13 protein-coding genes and 2 pseudogenes are annotated in these 20306 nt (G+C 67.7%); 7 read left to right on the forward strand and 8 right to left on the reverse strand.

The window, feature by feature from the left end:
• Positions 1-148 precede the first annotated feature (148 nt).
• From OG595_RS27350 to OG595_RS27360, 3 genes are all read left to right on the forward strand, one after another.
• A complete protein-coding gene (locus tag OG595_RS27350) occupies positions 149-6655 on the forward strand; it encodes an RHS repeat domain-containing protein (RefSeq protein ID WP_329283228.1) in 6507 nt (2168 codons plus the stop codon).
• Complete coding sequence (locus OG595_RS27355) at positions 6655-6912, forward strand: DUF7660 family protein (RefSeq protein WP_329276506.1); 258 nt, start codon at positions 6655-6657, stop codon at positions 6910-6912. Before OG595_RS27350 ends, OG595_RS27355 begins: the two co-directional genes overlap by 1 nt.
• Before the next feature lie 124 nt (positions 6913-7036).
• Positions 7037-7396: an SCO4402 family protein gene (locus tag OG595_RS27360; RefSeq protein WP_329276507.1), complete on the forward strand. Its 360-nt coding sequence runs from the start codon at positions 7037-7039 to the stop codon at positions 7394-7396.
• 39 nt (positions 7397-7435) lie between these two features.
• Here OG595_RS27360 and OG595_RS27365 read toward each other — a convergent pair whose 3' ends face one another.
• A complete protein-coding gene (locus OG595_RS27365; protein ID WP_329276509.1) occupies positions 7436-7819 on the reverse strand; it encodes a hypothetical protein in 384 nt (127 codons plus the stop codon).
• A 73-nt stretch (positions 7820-7892) separates the two neighbouring features.
• Here OG595_RS27365 and OG595_RS27370 point away from each other — a divergent pair.
• Positions 7893-8264: pseudogene (locus OG595_RS27370) on the forward strand (helix-turn-helix domain-containing protein); the annotation flags it as partial.
• A 33-nt stretch (positions 8265-8297) separates the two neighbouring features.
• Here the strand turns inward: OG595_RS27370 and OG595_RS27375 are convergent.
• Complete coding sequence (locus tag OG595_RS27375; protein ID WP_329283230.1) at positions 8298-9533, reverse strand: IS110 family transposase; 1236 nt, start codon at positions 9531-9533, stop codon at positions 8298-8300.
• Between the two features lie 397 nt (positions 9534-9930).
• Between OG595_RS27375 and OG595_RS27380 the strand changes: the two are divergent.
• Positions 9931-10326, forward strand: a pseudogene (locus tag OG595_RS27380) (transposase); the annotation flags it as partial.
• A 105-nt stretch (positions 10327-10431) separates the two neighbouring features.
• Here the strand turns inward: OG595_RS27380 and OG595_RS27385 are convergent.
• From OG595_RS27385 to OG595_RS27395, 3 genes are all read right to left on the reverse strand, one after another.
• The gene (locus OG595_RS27385) at positions 10432-12090 is read right to left on the reverse strand and encodes an IS1182 family transposase (protein WP_329276511.1); all 1659 of its coding nucleotides are present in this window, start codon (positions 12088-12090) and stop codon (positions 10432-10434) included.
• 80 nt (positions 12091-12170) lie between these two features.
• Positions 12171-12725 (reverse strand): DUF5753 domain-containing protein, encoded by a 555-nt coding sequence (locus OG595_RS27390; protein ID WP_329276512.1) that lies wholly within the window; start codon positions 12723-12725, stop codon positions 12171-12173.
• Between the two features lie 436 nt (positions 12726-13161).
• Positions 13162-14100 (reverse strand): hypothetical protein, encoded by a 939-nt coding sequence (locus tag OG595_RS27395; protein WP_329276513.1) that lies wholly within the window; start codon positions 14098-14100, stop codon positions 13162-13164.
• Between the two features lie 265 nt (positions 14101-14365).
• Here OG595_RS27395 and OG595_RS27400 point away from each other — a divergent pair, with 265 nt between their 5' ends.
• Both OG595_RS27400 and OG595_RS27405 read left to right on the forward strand, forming a co-directional pair.
• Positions 14366-15538 (forward strand): polyprenyl synthetase family protein, encoded by a 1173-nt coding sequence (locus OG595_RS27400; protein WP_329276515.1) that lies wholly within the window; start codon positions 14366-14368, stop codon positions 15536-15538.
• Positions 15535-16221 (forward strand): biliverdin-producing heme oxygenase, encoded by a 687-nt coding sequence (locus OG595_RS27405; protein WP_329276517.1) that lies wholly within the window; start codon positions 15535-15537, stop codon positions 16219-16221. The genes OG595_RS27400 and OG595_RS27405 overlap by 4 nt, the downstream gene beginning before the upstream one ends.
• On the opposite strand, the gene OG595_RS27410 is transcribed toward OG595_RS27405, so the two are convergent.
• The 3 genes from OG595_RS27410 to OG595_RS27420 are packed head-to-tail and all read right to left on the reverse strand — an operon-like array spanning position 16178 to position 20292.
• The gene (locus tag OG595_RS27410) at positions 16178-17350 is read right to left on the reverse strand and encodes an acyl-CoA dehydrogenase family protein (RefSeq protein ID WP_329276519.1); all 1173 of its coding nucleotides are present in this window, start codon (positions 17348-17350) and stop codon (positions 16178-16180) included. The genes OG595_RS27405 and OG595_RS27410 overlap by 44 nt on opposite strands.
• Positions 17351-17356: 6 nt before the next feature.
• Positions 17357-18343 carry a hydroxymethylglutaryl-CoA lyase gene (locus tag OG595_RS27415; RefSeq protein WP_329276521.1) on the reverse strand — a complete coding sequence of 329 codons (987 nt, stop codon included), beginning with the start codon at positions 18341-18343 and terminating at the stop codon, positions 17357-17359.
• Complete coding sequence (locus OG595_RS27420) at positions 18340-20292, reverse strand: acetyl/propionyl/methylcrotonyl-CoA carboxylase subunit alpha (RefSeq protein WP_329276523.1); 1953 nt, start codon at positions 20290-20292, stop codon at positions 18340-18342. Before OG595_RS27420 ends, OG595_RS27415 begins: the two co-directional genes overlap by 4 nt.
• Positions 20293-20306 lie beyond the last annotated feature (14 nt).

The following is a 20306-nucleotide window of genomic DNA, read 5'->3' on the forward strand; positions in this document are numbered from 1 at the left end:
CCTTTCGTCTCACCGGTCTTCCGCCGTCCGGTCATTCTCTGTTCGCCTTGATCAAATGGGGAGTTCTGCTGTGAGTGCCGGAAGGCGTGGGGTTGGCGCCAGTATCAGACGGGTTGTCTTCAGCCGACGCATTCTGTCGGCTGTGGTGATGTCCCTCGTCGTGTCGAGCGTTGTCGCGGCACCCGTCCAGGCGGCGGACAGCGTCGTCGGCCTGGGCAAGCCCAAGATGCCGGAGCAACTGGTCTCCGAGGTACACGAGTTCAACGGGCAGGGCGCCAAGAAGGCCAGGGCCCGGGTGGCCGAGACCCGTGCGGAGAACGCCGAACAGGGCAGGCGCGCCCGCGCTGAGCAGACCGCGACCTGGCCGAAGGCGGGTTCGGCGAAGGCGGGGCTCGCAGGGAAGGGCAAGGCTGCCCGGCTGACGGCCGGCGGTCTTCCGGTGACGCTGACCGGTACGCGGGACGGAGCCTCGGGCGACACCCGTGTCGAGGTCCGCAGCCGCAAGGCGACCGAAGCTGCCGGTATCAAGGGCGTACTGCTGACGGCGACGGCTGCCGACCCCGGCACTGCCGAAGTCAGCGTCGACTACTCGGACTTCGCTTCCGCGTACGGCGGCGGATGGTCCGGTCGGTTGCGGCTGTTCCAGCTCCCGGCCTGTGCGTTGACGACGCCGAACAAGGCGGCCTGCCGAGAGCGGACACCGCTCGACTCGCACAACAACATCTCGGGCCAGACCGTCTCGGCGAAGGTATCCCTCGCTGCGGAACCTGGGGCATCGAGGGCTCAGAAGAGTTCGTCGACGCCCAACTCTACCGCCAAGGTCACCACTTCGACGTCCTCCGCTTCCTCTGCGGTGACCGTCCTGGCCCTCGCGGCGACTGCGGGCGCGTCCCCGTCCGGCGCGGGCGACTACACAGCGAGCCCGCTCTCCCCCGCCTCCAGCTGGGAGGCGGGGGGCTCCTCCGGCGCCTTCACATGGTCGTACGGCATGGCCGTGCCGCCCGCTGCGGCCGGACCGTCCCCGTCACTGTCGCTGTCCTACGACTCCGGCAGTGTCGACGGGCGTACCGCTTCGACGAACAACCAGTCGAACCCGGTTGGCGAGGGCTTCGAAATCTCGTCGTCCTCGTACATCGAGCGCTCCTACGGCAGCTGTGACAAGGACGGGCAGGCCGACAAGTTCGACCTGTGCTGGAAGTTCGAGAACGCCTCGATCGTCCTCAACGGCAAGTCCAGCAAGCTGGTCAAGGTCGACGCGGCCGACAAGACCGACGACGTCTGGCGACTGAGCTCTGACGACGCCTCCACCGTTGTCCGCTCCACCGGGGGCGACAACGGCGACGACGATGGCGAGTACTGGACCGTCACTACCGGCGATGGCACGAAGTACGTCTTCGGTCAGCACAAGCTCCCCGGCGCGGCCACCACTGACCGCACCAACTCCGTATGGACGGTGCCGGTCTACGGCAACGACTCCGGCGAGCCCGGCTACGACAAGGGTTCCGCCTTCGCCAGCCGCTCGCTCACCCAGGCCTGGCGCTGGAACCTGGACTACGTCGTGGACGTTCGCGGCAATGCCATGACGTACTGGTACACCCCCGAGACCAACTACTACGCCCAGAACGACGCTTCCACCGCCACAGCCAAGTACACCCGCGGCGGCTACCTCACTGAGATCCGCTACGGCCAGAACAAGGACACCCTGTTCTCAGGCGTGACCTCCGACAAGGTCACCTTCTCCTACGCCGAACGCTGCACGGTCTCCGACTGCGGCGAACTGACGGACTCCTCCGCCCCCAAGTGGCCCGATGTCCCCTTCGACTCGATCTGTGCCTCAGGGGCCGACTGCGACGCGTCGAGCCCGTCCTTCTTCACCCGCAAGCGCCTGACCGGCGTCAACACCTACGCCTGGTCGGCCGCCACGAGCGCGTTCACCGCCGTCGACTCCTGGGCCCTGGACCAGGACTTCAAGGACGGCAACGACATCGGTGACACCTCCGACCACAGCCTGGTCCTGGAGTCCGTTCAGCACACCGGTAAGAACGGCACGGCCATCAAGCTCGATCCGGTGACCTTCACCTACGAGATGCGGCCAAACCGGGTCGACGGCGACACCGACAACATCCTGCCGCTCAACCGCCCCCGGATCAGGACGGTCACCTCCGAGACGGGCGCCGTCACCACGGTCACCATCACCGGCCCGGAGTGCGTGCGCGGCTCGAACATGCCGACCGCCGAGGACGACAACTCGAAGCCCTGCTATCCGCAGTACTGGAACATCAACGGAGCCGCCGAGGCATCCATCGACTGGTTCCACAAGTACCGGGTCACCGCTGTCCTCAGCGCAGACCCGTACAGCCAGAGCGCGGACGTCGAGAACACCTACACCTACTCCGGCCCCGCCTGGCACTACAACGACGACCCGCTGACCCCCGTAGCCGAGCGCACGTGGTCCGACTGGCGCGGCTACGGAAAGGTCACCTCCACCAAGGGCATCGCGGGCACCACCCAGAGCAAGACGGTCTCCACCTATTTGCAGGGCATGCACGGGGACAAACTCAAGGGCACCGCCACCACGCGGTCCGCCTCGGTCGCCGGCATCGACTTCACCGGCCTGGACATCGCCGACCAGACCGACAGCGACCCGTACGCGGGCTTCCTGCGGGAGCGGATCACCTACAACGGTTCGACACCGGTCAGCGTGACCGTCAACGACCCCTGGTACCGCACCACTGCCACCCACAGCGCTTCGAACAGCAAGGCCTACTTCGTCCGTACGGAGAAGGCGTACACGCACACCTATCTGACGGCGAACACATCCTGGCGCACGCGCACCACGGCCACCACCGAATGGGACGCCTACGGCCAGCCGCTGAAGGTGTACGACGCGGGTGACGCGGCCATCACCGGCGACGAGACGTGCACCCGCACCTGGTACGCGGCCAATGACACGCTCGGTATCAACTCCCTGGTTTCCCGTACCCGAGTGCTCGGCAGAGCTTGCACGACCGCCGAGACCGATCTGGCTCTGCCCACGTCATCGGCCACACGCGGTGACGTCCTCTCCGACACCGCGATGGTCTACGACGGCACGTCCACGACAGCCGCCTGGTCCGCGTCCCAGACCCCGACCAAGGGCGCGGTCACCTGGGTCGGCCGCCCCACCGCCTACCCGGCGGCGGCCACGAACGGCGAACGCCACCCGTCCGCATGGCAGACGACCAGTCGGACGACGTACGACACCCTGGGCCGCGTCGCCACGGTAGCCGACACCGACGGCAACACCACGGCCACGTTCTACGTTCCCGAGACGGCGGGCCCGCTGACCCGGACCAAGGTCACCAACGCCAAGACGCAGAGCACCTTTGTCTACGCGGACTACGCCCGAGGTCTGCCGACCAAGGTCTACGACATCAACAGCAAGATCACGGAGACGACGTACGACGCCCTCGGCCGACAGACCGCGACGTGGCTGCCCAACCGCTCCCGCGCTGCCGACTACAGCCCCAACTACACGTACGCCTACTCGGTCTCCAACGCCGACAACTCCTGGTCCTCGACCTCGACGCTCAAGAACGACGGCACGTACAACACCAGCTACGAGATCTACGACTCGCTGCTGAGGCCGCTCCAGACCCAGAGCGTCACACCGCACGGCGGTCGACTGCTGACGGACACTCGTTACAACAACCGAGGCCTGGTCAGCCAGACGTACGCCGATCTCTTCGACGACGAGAACCCTCCGTCCGGCGAGTACTTCGAAGCCGGCGACGGCCAGACCCCCAAAGAGTCGGTGATCGTCTTCGATGGTGCGGAACGGCCCGTCACCAGCACCTTCTACAGCGGGGGAGTGAAGAAGTGGAGCACCAGCACCAGCTACACGGGTGACTCCACCGCGACGACTGCCCTGGACGGAGGCTCGGCCGTCCGTACGATCGTGGACGCCCAGGGCCGTACGACGGAAACCCGCGAGTACGAGGGCACCAGCCCGGCCGACACCGGCTACGGCGCCACGGTGGGCGCGACCTACACGTCCACGAAGTTCACGTACACCCGCGACGGTAAGCCGTTCACGATCACTGGCCCCGACAGCGCCTGGTCGTATGCCTACGACCTGTACGGCCGTCAGACCTCCGCCACTGATCCCGACATGGGTACGACGACCACCGGCTACACGACCTTGGACCAGGTCTCCTGGACCAAGGACGCGGCGGCCCGGGTCGTGATCAGCGGCTACGACGTGTTGGGCCGCAACACCGGCACGTGGTCGGCCCCCGCAACGGCGGACCTGACCTCGACCACCGAGGAAAAGGTCGACGCGAACAAACTCACCGCGTACACCTACGACGGGGTCACCGGCGCCAAGGGCCAGCGGGACTCCGCCACCCGCTATGTCGGCGGGGCTGTCAAGCCTGCTGAGACCGCGTACACGAAGAGGGTCACGGAATTCGACAGCATGTACCGGGCCACCGCCACCCAGCTCGAACTGCCGGAGGCGGACCCCCTCGTCGCCAAGAAGGCTGTCGCTGCGAAGCTGACTTCCACCGCGTACTACGACGTCGACGGGACTCAACGAAACGTCACGGTGCCGGCCGCCGGTGGCCTTGAGTCGGAGCTCGTCGCCTACTCGTACGACGGCCTTGGTCTGAACACCCGGGTCAAGGGGACCAGCGTCTACATGCTGGACGCCAGCTACACGTCCCTGGGGCAGCCTCAGGTGCTCAGCCTGGGCAAGTCCGAGGCCGAGAGCACCTACAACGTGTACGTCAGCAACATCTATGAGCCGGGTACCGACCGTCTCCTCCGGTCGTCGGTCACCGACGACACACACGCCTACACGCTCCAGCAGTTGAACTACGGCTACGACGTCGCGGGCAACGTCACGTCCGTCTCGGACCCGATGACCCTCGGCGGTACCGGCGCGGCGGACAACCAGTGCTTCACCTACGACGGCCACCGCCGTCTGACCGACGCCTGGACCCCGGCGGCAGCGGACTGCTCCACGGCCAACCGCACGACGGCCAGCCTGGGAGGCGCCGCCCCCTACTGGACGTCGTACACGTACAAGGACTCGGGCCTGCGTGCGACCGAGGTCACCAAAACCAGCAGTACACCCACGACCACGACGTACTGCTACGACAGCGCGAAGACCCACCGTCTCCTCGCCACCACCGCCAACACCTGCACCGGCATCGCCTCGGCCTACGCCTACGACGCGACGGGCAACACCACGACCCGGCCGGACGGCACCGCGAGCCAGACACTGACCTGGTCGGCGGAGAGCAAGCTCGACACCCTCAAGGAGGGCACCAGCACTACCGGCTACGTCTACGACGCCGACGGCAGCCTCCTGATCCGCCGCAACACAGCCGGCGAGACGGTCCTGTACCTGGGATCGAGCGAGATCCACCTCGACACCTCGACCTCGACGGCGAAGTTCTGGGCTCAGCGCTACTACTCGGGCGCCGGCGCGACGATCGCGATGCGCACCAACAAGTCGGGTACGGACAAGCTGAGTTGGCTGGCCGCGGATCACCACGGCACGAGCAGCCTCGCCGTGGACAACGCGACCCAGGGGATCACGAAGCGCTACAGCAAACCGTTCGGCGCGGACCGAGACCAGTCGACCTTCGGCCCTTGGCCCGACGACAAGGGGTTCCTTGGCGCTTCGACGGATTCTGGTACGGGGCTGACGCATCTGGGGGCGCGTGAATACGATCCGTCTACCGGGCGGTTCATCAGCGTCGACCCGCTACTGGAACTCGACAAGCAGCAGACCCTCAACGGCTACACCTACGGCGGCCAGAACCCGCTTACGTTCAGCGACCCCACGGGGCTGGGGCTTGCGTGCGGTGGCAAGGAGGATGCTTGCCCGAAGCGTCCTGACGGTTCGTCCGGGAATGGGCGCCCGATGGAGGCCGTCAACTACTCCAAGGGGACCGCTGCTACCTCCAGTTCCGGGTCCTTGTTCGGGGACACCGACCTGACCACCCCTGGGCCCTATTTCGATCCAAAGTGGGCCGAAGACCCGGTGGTGATGGCTTGGGCGACCAGCAGCCAGAAGGGTCCGTTGGCCAACGCCCTCTATGGTGTGGGCCTGCCGATCGCCAGCACTCTCGACATTATCGGTGCCCTCTTCACACCTGCCTGCATCGTGCAGAACGAGTGCCTCGCCGACAGGTACAGGGCCTGGGGCGAGGAGCACGGGTTCAGTGCTGACGGCAACGCGGCTGGGGTCGGGGCCGCAGCCGGCGCCATCCTGCCCGGCGGCAAGGGAGGCGCCGGAAGCAAGGGCAAGCCGGGGCCGCGGAAGCCAGGACCGATGGGCGGCCTACCTGCGCAGGGGACCATCTCACCCAAGGCCGTGCGATTCTCGCAGGATAGTATCGGCGCAAAATTCAGCGACGGGAGGTCAGTCACCGAGGTGATCGACGACCTGAAGTTCGGTCGCACCAACGCTGACGCCATTCCGCCCATTAAGATATTCGAAAGAGATGGAAAGAAGTACACCCTTGACAACCGAAGGCTCTATGTGTTCCAACAGGCCGGTGTTGATATCCGGTTCCAGCGGGCCACGGCTGCCGAGGTGGAGAATCAGTCGTGGAAGTTCACCACGCAGAATGACGGAATTTCGATCGCAGTGAGAGGAAAGTAATGGAACGGCTGGCTGGCAAGGTGCGCGAACTGCGCACCAGGGAGGATCTGGCGGCTTTCCTTCAACTGGCTGCGGAGGACCTAGCTGCGCATCCCGAGCGCTGGGAGAACGATTCCCTGCCCGCCTTCCTGGAAGCCTGGGCCGCTTGGCTGAACGACTGCCCCGGTTGGTTTCGGAACAATGGCCAAGAGGTGCCTGAATCGCCGAGCTGGAAGTTCGTGGGGGACATGGTGATGGCAGCTCGGGTGTATGAGTGACACTTCTATAGAAGAGGTGCACCATGTTTATGTCCGAGCAGCGCCGTGCGGAGGCATTGGAGTCCGGTGCTGCCGGAAGAGCTGACCGTTGCCGCAGTGGTGGCTATGGCGTGGAGGAGCTGCAATGCACGTTGACGGCCCCGACGCGCAGATGCCCTGGTTGCGCCTCCAACTTGTGGAATGGTTGCGCAGGCTGTGCAGTCGAGAATGGCAGGAGAAGAACTGGCTGCCGGTGGCACAGGCTGGGGTCGGGTTCGACGACGCCTTGGACTTCTTCGACGACACCGGAGTGCTCGACGAGCCCTCCGGGCGAATCGGATTCATTCTGCTGAACGACAGGAAAGCTGTTGCACTGGAACAGCTGAATCGCGTCCTGGACGGTGTGGTAAGCGGAAGGGGAATGAGCGATGAGGAGATAATTCATTCCGTGGGTTGGGTAGATGTTGTCGCTGCCGCTCAATGTGCGCTAAGGGCTGTCCCGTAACTGTGGCCGCCATGGTGAGTGGACCCGGATCGACAGGCCTCACATGAAGAGGAGTTCGACGTCTTTCTCGATGCAGAGGCTTAGGACGAGCGCCAGTTGGCGGGCATTTTCGATGTGCTGCTGGAGGAGAGGGCGGGCGGTCTGCTCTTGCCATTCGCCGGTGATCGTTTCCAGCCGGGGCAAGATCCCGGTGCACTCGGCAGTCGAGAGCTCACCGCCGCCGTCGTCCGGACGGTCGAGGAAGGGCTCCAGCGTGGTGGAGACGTTGCTCCAGAGTCGCTCTCCGCCGAAGCCCCGCATCTCGTCGAGGGCGAATCCTTCCGCCTGCGCCAGGCGGCAGCGGAACGCGTGGAAGCCGGAGTAGGACCAGGCGACATCCGGACTGGTAGTGTCCCCGTCGCCTGGGAACAGAATCAGCCCCACGCCGTCCTCCTCATCCGTCGAGTACACAGGATCGGCTGGAGAGAGCCACACGTGCAACTGAGATGATCAGGCGATGGCTTGTGTGATCACGGCGTCGGAGCCGACCTGGATAGCCCCATTCACTGGGCTGAGCCCGCGCCAGTTCGCCAAGATGGTGACCATGTTGCGCCGCGGGGGCGCGGATGCGGTGCGGCGGGGCCGACCGTGGAACCTGCCGCTGGAGGACCGAGCACTGCTGGTGGCGGCTTACTGGCGAACCAACTTGACGATGCGCCAGCTTGCCCCGCTGTTCGGGGTCTCGAAGTCCGCGGCCGACCGCATCATCGATCACCTCGGGCCGATGCTCGCTCTCCAGGGCCGCAAGCGGTTCACCAAGGACACCGTGCTCATCGTGGACGGCACTCTGGTGCCCACCCGCGATCACACCGTGTCCGAGCAGTCCAAGACATCTCATGTCGTTGAGAGGTCAAGTCCGCGCTCAGGCGGCGAGGGGCAAAGGGGCTGGGAAGGCTCGGTCGGGGTCGTACGTCGTTCGGTTCTGCAGGCAGTGGTATAGGCAGCCCAGGAGCTTGTTGAACAGGTTTCGTAGTGCGGCGGTATGGCGTTCTCCGCCGGCTCGTCGCCTGTCGTAATGGGCGCGGGGAGCGCCTGTGCGGAGTGTGGCAAAGGCCCACATGTGACCAACGCTGGCGAGTCGTTGGTTCTTGACGGTCCGAGCCACGACGACGTGGCTGCGGCCTGACGCCCGTGTCACGGGTGCCGCTCCGGCGTATGCCTTGACCGCCCTCGCGTCCGCGAACCGGGAGCGGTCGTCGCCGATCTCGGCCAACAGTCGGGCCCCGGAGAGCACGGACAGACCCGGGAAGCTGGTGATGATGTCGGCGTCTGGGTGCGCGAGGAACGCATCCTCTGTCGCCGCTGCGAGGTCGGTGCCACTGCTGCAGGCAGCGTTGACCTGCTGGATGAGTGCCGATGCCTGTCGCCCCATGGCCTCTTCGACCAGCGGCAGTTGGTGGAGGTGCTCCGCCCGGAAGATCTCCCGGAGCCGTTCGACCTCCGTTTCAATGCCGCGCCGCAGGCGACCCGCCCGTGTGAGGAGTCCGCGCAACTGGCTGCGGGTGAGTCTGGCCGCAGAGGCCGGCGTGGGGGCGGCCGCAAGAACCGCTCGTGCGTGTGCGGAGTCGAGTCCCAGTTTGCCGGGTCCGTGGAAGGCGGTGAGGGCGGCCGGGTAGTACTCGCGCAGGTGGGAGCGGAGCCGGTTGACCATCTGTTGCCGATCCCAGACCGCGTCCTGGTGGGCACGGGCGAGGACGGCAATGGCTTGCCCGGCTTCGCTGTCTGCGGGCAGTGGGCGATGTGCGTGCCGGTCGGTACGGAGAATGTTGGCCAGTACTCGGGCGTCAGCGGCGTCGGACTTGGCCCTGGAGACGCTGCCGCGGTCGCGGTAGCGGGCGGCGGCCAAGGGGTTGATCGCATAGACCGTGCGGCCGGTGGCTCGCAGAGAGGCGACCAGCAGCCCACGCGGAGTCTCGATGGCGACCGGGATCCGGCACTCGGCGCTGTCGCCGTGGCGGGCCAGGAGTTCCAGCAGGGCGTGGAAGCCGGCGCTGTCGTCGCTGATCCGCAACTTGGCCAATTGGCTGCCGTCCTGGTCGACGAGGGCTATGTCGTGGTGCCCCTCCGCCCAGTCGATGCCGCAGAAGATCGCGCTCAACTTCTCTACCTCCGTCTCGTCATGCACGTCATTTCCCGGGCGGAGCACGCGGCGCTCTAATAGAAGTGCTCGGGGCACGCCATCTCATGAGCCGTTCGTGTCTCCAGCGACCGGCAGGGACCTCGGTCTGCTGGAGAGCTCTGGGCTCGCGAACTGTTGAGAGGTCGGCCCCTGTCGGCGGGCTGGCGACATGAAACCTGACCCGCTCCTGCCGGGCGGGACCGGTCTTAGACAAGAGATCGAAGGTCCCGGAACTACCGAAGGTCTCCGCCCGGCAGGGCGGGCGCGAGGCAGAGCCGGTCTGACCACGGGGATCTCGTCCCGGAAGTGGGGCAGGCTTCCACCTCACTCGGCAGCCCTTGCGCTCACGCGCTCAGGCTCACCGATGAGCTATTAGAACTACCGGTACTCCACCAACCATCAGGTCGTCATCGATGCCGATACCCGGCTGGTCGTCGTGGTCGGCCGGCCCTTGCCCGGAAACCGCAATGACTGCAAAGCGTGGGAGGAATCCGGCGCCAAGGCCGCCGTTGGCAGGACACTCACAATCGCCGACGGAGGCTATCCCGGCACCGGGCTCGTCATGCCCCACCGTCCGCGCAAGGGCGAAGACCTGCCCGGCTGGAAGCAGGAGCACAACAAGTCCCACAAGCAGGTCCGCGCGCGCGTCGAGCACGTCTTTGCCCGCATGAAGACGTGGAAGATCCTCCGTGACTGCCGTCTCAAAGGCGACGGAGTCCACCACGCCATGCTCGGTATTGCTCGGTTGCACAACCTCGCCCTCGCCGGATAGACGGGCGAGTCGGTCCACGGCCAGTCACGCCCGAGGCAGCTCGGAGATCACTTACGGGACGGCCCTTAGAGGCAATGCCGTGACTCTGTTGGTGATCTTCGGGAGTCATCCAGTGGCTGCAGTGCAAAGGGTGTGAAATCGGCTTGATCGTGTGCGTCCTCTGGGTGTCTCGGTGATCCAGTCGGCGGTGCGGGTGAGGTTGCAGGCCATGGCGGTGAGCATGTGTTGGACGTGCGTCTTGGCGAGCCCGCGGTAGCGCGCACGCCGTAGGCCGTTGCTCCGGACGGTCTGGGAGAGTGTCGCCTCGATGCCAGCACGGATCGCATAGCGACGCTGCCAGTCTTCGGTGTTCTGGTCCAGGCGGTTGCTCTGCTGGATCTCGTGCAGTTCGCGGGTGGGTAGCAGCGCGAGCGAGCGCGGTCCGCTGACTGCGTCGGTGCACTGCGGGCGGACCGGGCAGGCCAGGCAGGTGGCCTTGTCGAACTTGACCTGGATGTAGTCGTGGCCGCTGATGCGCAGGGGGCGCCATTCCCGGCTGAGGTTGCCCTGGGGGCAGGTGGCCTGCTGGTTCCCCCAGTTGATGGTGAAGGCGGACTTCCCGAAACCCTCGCCGTTCTTGGCCTGGCGGCTGTGGTCGGCGACGATCGGGCCGAGCAGCGTGATCGCGTGGACCTGCTGGGCGCGTTGGACGTGAGCCGGGGTGATGTAGGCGGCATCGACCACGTGCTCGGCCGGGACCAGGGCTGCTTGGGCCAGGTCGTCATGGATCTGCTCGGTGAGCCGGCCGTCCTGGACCGGGGCGATCGTGGTGGCGACGTGCACCACGATCTCGGGCCGCTGTTCCTCGCAGGTCTCGGTGTAATGCACGCGATAGCCGCTCCACTCGGTGCCGTTCTTGGTGCAGTAGTGCGCGTCGGTGTCGTACGGGGAGTCGAAGCGCAGGCTCGCCGGTGGCAGCGCGTGCCCGTCACGCCAGCGGAGTCGTCCTTCCTCGTCCCAGTAGTAGTGGTGAACCCACACCTGTCGCAGGATCTCCACCTGGGGAAGAGCCCGCAGCCGGCCCGGCGTGCCGGGAGACCACAGGGCGGCCAGCACCTTCTGCCCGTCCCGTCCGAAAGTCTCCGCCCGCGCGATCACGGCCTCCGGCCCGCCGGCTACCTTCCTGATCTCGATCCTCCGCCCGTAACGCTTGTCCCACTCGGGCTCGATCAACGGCAGCAGCCATCCCGGCGCGATCTCCGCCAGCTCCTCCAGGGCCGCCCGCAGGCTCTCCTCGGCCAGCTCCAGGCGGCTGAGCCGCCGCACCGCGGCCAGCGCATACGTCGCGTCGGTCCGCTGCCGCCCGCCGGACTTCAGCAGCCCTGCCTCGGTCAGCCGCTTGAGCATCACACCGAGCATCCGGTCCGCCGCGTCGCCCTCGACCAGCCGTGCCCGAAAGTCGCACAGGAGCGAGTGATCGAACCCGGAGTCCTCCAACTCCAAGCCCAGGGCGTACTTCCAGTCGATCCGAGTGCGCACCGCCTGCGCGGCTGCCCGGTCCGACAGGTCCTCGGCGAACTGCAGCACCGAGACCAGTGCCAGCTGCCCCGGCGAGAACCCTGGCCGCCCATCTGCGGGATAGAGGTCGGCGAACTCCTCATCCTCGAACAGCACATCGAGACGATCCCGCACCAGCATCGCGGGGGTTCCCTTCGGACAGGCCGCCCACGCCGTGCGCACGGTCCGCGCCGGAATCCGCTGGTAATCCCCTGGCTGCAACGACATCAGGCCCGCCCCGACCTCGACACCGCCCCGCTGCCTCCACTGAAGCACCGACCGGAGCGACTGTCAGCACCCACTGAAGATCACCAACAGAGTCTCGTCGTTCCGTTGAGGAACGCGCTCGCCCCAGCCTCGAACGGCAGCACCTGCATCAGTACCCGGCGATTCGTCCGAGCCGCTTCGACGAGACTGGTCAGCTGCTCGGCCATCACGGCTGCACCGCCCACTTGCGTACGCAACACAGCCTCGTGCAGAACGACCCAGAGTTGGGGAGCCGTGGGGCTGGTCAGAAGGGCTTGCCTCTCCATTCGGGTCCGCAGCAGTTTCTCGACCGTCTTCTGCGGTTCGAACCGCTGAGCCGCGCTGATCAGCGCTCGCGCGTACGCCTCCGTCTGCAGCAACCCCGGCACCAACATCGGCGCGTACTCGCTGATCGTCTTCGCCAGTGTCTCCAACTCCGCCGCGTCCGCGAAGTAGGCCGCGTGCTTGGACTTGCGGGCAAGGCCGCACAGCCGCTCGAAGTGTTGTCCCGTACCGAAGATCTGGTCGAAAAGGCGGGACAGGTCCGGCTGTGGGCGGCGGATCGCGGACTCGAACTGGCCGATGTACGTGCCCGAGCAGAAGACCTTCTCGCCCAACTACTCCTGGGAGAAGCCGGCTGCTTCCCGCTCCCGGCGCAGCTCACAGCCGTAGAAGGCCCTCGGCGACGCGTACGGGTCAAGCCCTACGCCCGTACCCCGACCCTGCTGCCTGCCCCTGCTGTCCTGTGCTGTCACCGGACCACGCCCCTCGCGCTGTCAGATCGCCGCATCCCGAGTCCCTACCTGTGCGCACTCCGGGCCTGGCAATTTGTGGACGCGGTGGGGCACTTGAAAACGAATGTGCACCTAGGGTAGTTGGGTGAGTTTATAGCGTGAGAAGAACAGGGGAATCGGTCGCCTTCGGCCGTGCCCTCTCAGGCCGGCGTCGCTCCCGGATCCAGTCGCTCTGATCCCCCGACCCAAGGTTTCCTCAAGTGGAACGGGCCGCGCCCCCGGTGAACTCTGGCGGCGCGGCCCGTGTCGGTTCCGGAGGCTACCCCTGGGCGAACAGCTCTTCCGCGTCGGTGGCTGTGAGTGACCGGTCGAACCAGGTGCCGAGGGTGTCCAGGTCGGTGCAGCCGCTGATGCGTTCGCGGGCGGCCTCGGTGATGTCGATGCCGCGGAGGTCGAGGATGCGGAGGATGTCCTGGACGCGGCCTTCAGCTTCGCCCCTGGCCCGGCCCTCGGCCTCGCCCTTGGCTTTGCCTTCGGCCTCCCCCTGGGCGAAGCCCTTGATGCGGTACTCCTCCACGATGGTGCCGCTGCCCGGGAAGCGGCTGGGACGCATGGCCACGAGGTTCCTCCAGAGTGCGCGGGCCGGGGTGTCGCCCAAGCCGATTTCGGTGTATTCCGCCCAGTCATCCAAGGCATTGCCGCCGATGTTGGCCAGCGCCGTTGCCAGAGCTTCCAGTATCGCAGGGAGGGCCGGGTCCTTGGCGTGAGCGAGTGCGGAGAGGACCGCCAGGGGGATGTCCTGTTCCGCCTCGTCCGGGTCGATGATCGTGGGCAGGTTGTCGGGGCCCAGGACCAGAGGGAAGGCCGCGATGCTGGTGTGGGCCGGCAGGCCGATGCGGATCGGGTTCGCGGCCCAGGACGCGGTGTTCTTGTCCCGGCAGAGCACCAGCAGGATCGGGGGCACCTTGTATGTGGCGTAGAGATAGGCCAAGTAGTACGTCCAACTGCTGTGCTTCTCCTGGTCCGGTTTGCCCTGGGACTCGAAGGCGAGCAGATAACCGTCGTTGTCCTCCGTGGTGATCCGTAACAGGGTGTCCACGCGGCGTGCCAGGGGCTTGATCTCGGTGAGATCGGTGTCCAGGAACTGGATCGACGTGGGTTTGGGGAAGGGGATGCCGGCCCTCGGAAGGGCTCGGGCGAAGAGCTCCGGGTCCTCCCTGAAGATCTGGTGCATCGCCTCGTGCGGTGAGCTGACCATGCGATGGAACGTAATGGGGTGAATACGTTTCTGCGGTGCCAAGGCGATGCGTTCAGCCGTACGAGTGGCTTTTGTCTTTGGAATTTGCCAGAGGGGTATGCGTGCATGCCTGTGCAGGCCTGTTCGGTGCACTCGGTGGCCGGATTTTGCCATATTGACCGCCTCACTGTCCTCGAACTCCCTTGCGAAATATGCCAGTTGCGATCACGCTTCTGCGTGTCGACGGGGGTCGGGGCGGGAGCGGGAAGCGGAGGCTGGGGCGGGTATGGGTGCCACGGAGAGGGTCGCTGAGGCGGCTGGGGAAGCGCTGGACGCGGTGGCGGAGGTGGTGCGGAGCGACGCCGCACTGCTGGAGGACGACTTGGCCGAGTTTCTCGGTTCGCTGACCGCTCCCGGGGCGGTCGCCGCGCAGTCCGTGTACGAGGCTGCCCTGCGACGTTCCCTGTACGAGCCCGTCGCCGACGCCGTCGGGTCGAAGGTGGGCCAGGAGGCGCTGCCCCCGACCGCCGGGGCGCCCGGCGGCGACCGGGCTCCGCTGCGGCCGTCGATGGTGTACTGGGCCTACCGCAACTACCGGGGTTTCCCCGATGAGACCGGGCACGACGTTGCCGAGGCCGACCTGGCCGTCGTCCGGCGGGCCGCCGTGGCCGTGCGGGTCATGCTGAAGGCATTCGTCGCGATCGACGACATCCAGGACGGCAGCGACGTCCGCTACGGCGAACCCGCCCTCCACGTCACCCACGGCGTGCCCCTCGCGCTCAACACCGGTTCCTGGCTGATCGCGGCCGTCCTGCGGCACGCGGCCGATCCCGCTGTGGTGGACAGCCTCGTGCGGGCCGTCGAGAGCGGCTTCACCGGGCAGGCCGTCGACCTGTCCACCCGTACGGCCGAGACCCGCGCCGAGTTGATCGCCGCGCCCCTCGAAGAGCGCGTGGCCTACTGGGAGTCGCTGGCCGCCCTCAAGACCGGCACCCTCTTCCGGATGCCCCTCGACTCGGCGCTCGCGGGTCTGCGCGTCGTCGACGACGAGCAGTACGTCCTGGACGCCGCCATGCGCCAACTCGGCCTGGCCAGCCAGCTGTTCAACGACCTCACCGACTTCGTGCCCGAGTTCGGCGGCGGCCGGATCCACGAGGACTACGACGGGCTCAGCAACCGGGTCTTCCTCGAACTGCTCGACCCGGAGTCGTCCCAGTCGGCTCAGCCGTCACTCTCGGGGGAGGCGCTCAAGTCGTACGTCCTCGGGCATCCGAAACTGGAGTCGACGCTTCTCGCGCTCGCCGCCGAAGCGGTCCTGCTGAAGCGTGAGGCCAAGGAGAGCGTGTACCGCGTGTGCCGGTCCGACCGGAGCGCCGCCTACTTCGACCTCACCATCGAACGCAAGGGCCACCTCATCGACCGTCTCCACGAGACGCTCCAGCAGCGGAGCGGCGCGTGACGGCGGCCCCGGCCCCGGTCCCGGCGTCGGCCACGCCGGTCGAGCGGCTGCGTGCGAGTACCCGCGACTGGCACGACGCACTGGAGGCCACCCCCTTCGCGAGCGCGATGATCGCCGGGACACTTCCCGTCGAGCGCTACGTCGGTCAACTCGCCGCCTACCGGGTGGTGTTGAGCGCCCTCGAAGGTGAACTCGCCCGAGCCGTGGAGCCTTCCGCCGACTCCGTGTGGTCGGCGGACCTCGGCAAACTCCCGCTCATCGAGCGCGACTTGGCCTACTTCGCGGACCTCGGCACCGCGCCCGGTTCCCAGGCCGCCGAGGAGGCGGAAGCGTTCGCGGCGGAGATTCGGGAGCGGGCCCAGGAGTCCGACCTGCCGGCCCTCGTCGGGTCCCTCTACGTCATGGAGGGCTCGACGCTCGGCGCCCTCTTCCTGCACCCGTACGTCACCGCCGCCTACCGTCTGCCCGGCACGGACGGCGTCGACTACTACACCAGCGGCGACCGCGAGCGCTGGGCCCGCCTCACCGCCCGGATGAACCAGGCACTCAGCGGCCCCGAGGCGCAGGACCGGGCCGTCGCGGCGGCCCACAGTGCCTACCGGCACATCGCCGCGATCACCGGCGCCCTGTCCGTGGATCTCAGCCCGCCATCTCCATCCCCAGCCCCAACTCCCGCGCGATGAGCATCCGTTGGACCTCGCTTGTGCCCTCCCCGATCTCCAGGATCTTCGAGTCGCGCCACATCCGGGCCACCGGGTACTCGTTCATGAAGCCGTAGCCGCCGTGGATCTGGGTCGCGTCGCGGGCGTTGTCCACCGCGATCGTGGACGAGTACAGCTTGGCCAGGGCGGCTTCCTTCTTGAAGGGCTCGCCGGTCACCAGCCGGGAGGCCGCGTCCCGCCAGGCCAGGCGGGACGTGTGGGCCTTCATCTCCATGTCCGCGATCTTGAACTGGATCGCCTGGTTCGCGCCGATCGGACGCCCGAACGCGTGCCGTTCCTTGGCGTACTTCACCGACTCGTCCACGCAGCCCTGGGCAAGTCCGGTCGCCAGCGCGGCGATCGCGATGCGCCCCTCGTCGAGGATGCGGAGGAACTGGGCGTAGCCGCGCCCCTCCTCGCCGACCAGGTTCGCGGCCGGCACCCGTACGTCCGCGAAGGACAGTTCCCGCGTGTCCGAGGCGTTCCAGCCGACCTTCGAGTACGGCGCCGCCACCGTGAAGCCCGGCGTCCCGGACGGGACGAGGATCGCGGAGATGAGCGGCCTGCCGTCCGCCCTGCGGCCCGTCACCGCCGTGACCGTCACGAAGCCGGTGATGTCCGTGCCCGAGTTGGTGATGAAGCACTTCGTGCCGTTGATCACCCATTCACCGGTGTCGGAGTCCAGCCGGGCCGTCGTCCGGGTCGCCCCCGCGTCCGAGCCGCCGTCCGGTTCCGTCAGGCCGAACGCGCCCAGGATCTCGCCGGAGCAGAGGCGCGGGAGCCACTCCCTCTTCTGCTCCTCCGTGCCGAACAGGTGGATGGGCATCGCGCCCAGCGACACCCCCGCCTCCAGCGTGATCGCCACCGACGAGTCGACCCGCGCCAACTCCTCCAGGGCGATGCCCAGCGCCAGATAGTCGCCGCCCATCCCGCCGTACTCCTCGGCGAACGGCAGCCCGAACAGGCCCATCCTGCCCATCTCGCGGACGATCTCGTACGGGAACTCGTGCCGCTCGTAGAAGTCGCCGATCTTCGGGGCCACGACGTCGTGCGCGAACTGCTCGACCGTACGCCTGAGTTCTTCCAGTTCGGGGGAGAGCTTGTGGTCCATGGTCCTTCACCGCTCCTGGGATTCCGTGGGTGCCGTAGGTTCCGTGGATTCCGTTGATTCCGCGGAATCCTTGTGGGACAGGGCTCGTACGGTGCGGGACGGGCTCGGCCGGCCCAACCGGTCCGCCATCCAGGTGCTGGTGGCGACGAGGCCGGTGAGGTCGACCCCGGTCTCGATGCCGAGGCCCTGGAGCATCCACACCAGGTCCTCGGTGGCGAGGTTGCCGGTCGCGGACCGGGCGAACGGACAGCCGCCGAGGCCGCCCGCGGAGGCGTCCACGGTGGTGACGCCGTGCTGGAGCGCGGCCAGGGTGTTGGCGAGCGCCTGTCCGTACGTGTCGTGGAAGTGCACGCCCAGCACGTTCGTCGGCGCACCCTGTTCGTTGAGGGAGGACAGCAGCTCCAGGACATGGCCGGGGGTGGCGACGCCGATCGTGTCGCCCAGGCTCAACTCGTCGCAGCCCATGTCCAGCAGCGCCCGGCACACCCGTACCACCTGGTGGAGCGGGACCGCCCCCTCCCAGGGGTCGCCGAAGCACATCGACACATAGCCGCGCACATGCGCCGCCTCGTCCTTCGCCCGCCGGACCACCGGCTCGAACACCGCGAGCGACTCGTCGACCGTCCGGTTGAGGTTGGCCTTGGCGAAGGACTCGGTCGCGCTGGCGAAGACGGCGACCTGCCGTGCGCCGAGCGCCAGGGCGCGGTCCAGGCCGCGTGCGTTGGGGACGAGCACCGGCAGACGTACGGGGAGATCGCCGACCTGGGGGAACAGATCCTCCGCGTCCGCCAGTTGGGGCACCCACTTGGGGTGGACGAAGCTCGTCGCCTCGATCGTCGTCAGGCCCGCGTCGGCCAGCCGGCGGATGAACTCCGCTTTTACGGCTGTCGGGACGGTCGTCTTCTCGTTCTGGAGGCCGTCCCGTGCGCCCACCTCGTGGATTCTGACCCTTGCGGGCAGGTCCGGGGCCGGTACGACCATGGGGAGCGTCATTTCTCCTCCTCTGCCGAGGACTCCGCGGGTGCGATCACGGCCAGTACCTGGTCCATGGCGACCGTCGTCCCCGGGGTGACGTCCAGCTCGGCTACGGTGCCTGCGTGCGGGGCGGTGATGACGTGCTCCATCTTCATCGCCTCGACCACCAACAGGCTCTGCCCGGCGGCCACTTCGTCCCCGACCGCCACCTTCACCACCGTCACCGTGCCGGGCATCGGCGCGGTGAGGGAACCGGCACCCGCGGAGCCCGTGGCGCTGAGCGAGGCCGCCACCGGGTCGTGGTCGCGCACCTGCCAGGCGTCGCCGTCGCGGCCCAGCCAGTCGCCGGCGCGGTGGAAGGTGTGGCGGACGCCGTCGACGACCACGGACACCTGGTCGTCGGTGACCGTGTGCGTGCCCTGGAGGACGTGAGTGACGGGTTCGAGTCCTGTCACCCGTAGCTCGAAGGGCAGTGGCTTCGGGGTGCCGCCCAGGCGCCAGCCGCTGGGCACGGAGAAGGGATCCGTCCAGCCGCCCTCCGTCGCCTTCGGCCGCAGCGCCTCCAGTCGTACGGCCGCCGCCGCCTCGTAGACCTCCTCCGGCACCCCGTCCGGTACGAGGGAGTCGACCTCGCGTTCCACCAGTCCGGTGTCCAACTCGCCCGCCACGACCGCCGGATGGGCCAGCAGCCGACGCAGGAACCCCGCGTTGGTCGGCACGCCCAGGGTGACCGTCTCCGCGAGGGCCGCCCGGAGTCTGCGGAGCGCGGTCGGGCGGTCCGGGCCGTACGCGATCACCTTGGACAGCATCGGGTCGTACAGCGAACCGACCTCCGTGCCCTCGGTCAGGCCCGAGTCGGTGCGTACGCCGTCGCCGGAGGGTTCGCGCAGGGCGAGCACCGTGCCGCCGGACGGCAGGAACCCGCGCGCGCCCGCCCGCACGGACACCGTCTCCGCGCAGATACGGGCCTCGACCGCGTGCCCGGTGAGCCGTACGTCCGCCTGACCGAAGGACAGGGGCTCGCCTGCGGCCACGCGCAGCTGCCACTCCACCAGGTCGAGGCCGGTGACCAGCTCCGTCACCGGGTGCTCGACCTGGAGGCGGGTGTTCATCTCCATGAAGTAGTACGAGGAGGGGTCGCTGCCCGGGACGATGAACTCGACAGTGCCCGCGCCCTCGTACCCGCAGGAGCGTGCCGCCTGGACCGCCGCCTCGCCCATCGCGGCCCGGGTCCGCTCGTCGAGGAGCACGCTGGGCGCCTCCTCGATGAGCTTCTGGTGGCGCCGCTGGAGCGAACACTCGCGCTCGCCCAGGTGTACGACGTTGCCGTGGGCGTCGGCCAGGATCTGGATCTCGATGTGCCGGGGCCGGTCGACCCATCGCTCGACGAGGAGCGTGTTGTCACCGAAGGAGGCGCGGGCCTCGCGCCGCGCGGCGGCGATCTCCTCCTCCAGGGTGGTGAGGTCCCGGACCAGACGCATGCCCTTGCCGCCGCCACCCGCACTGGGCTTCAGCAGTACCGGGGCACCCAACTCCCTTGCTGCCAAGGCGAGTTCGGGGTCACGGCCGCCGGGCACCACGGGTACTCCCGCTGCCTTCACCGTCTCCTTGGCGCTGATCTTGTCGCCCATCAGGGAGATCGCGTCGGCGGGCGGCCCGATGAAGACGAGCCCGGCATCGACGCACGCCCGCGCGAAGCCCGCGTTCTCCGCGAGGAAGCCGTACCCCGGGTGCACGGCCTGGGCGCCGGTGCGGGCAGCCGCCTCCAGGAGCCGCTCGACGGACAGATAGCTCTCGGCGGCCGGCGCCGGTCCCAGCCGTACGGCGGTGTCGGCCTCCCGGACGTGCCGCGCGTCGGCGTCCGCGTCGGAGAAGACGGCCACCGAACGCACGCCCAGCGCGCGGAGGGTGCGGACGACCCGGACCGCGATCTCGCCCCGGTTGGCGACCAGCACTGTGTCGAACATGGTCAGAGGTCCCC

It is taken from the genome of Streptomyces sp. NBC_01451, from assembly GCF_036227485.1.
In the GTDB taxonomy this organism is placed as follows: Bacteria; Actinomycetota; Actinomycetes; order Streptomycetales; family Streptomycetaceae; genus Streptomyces.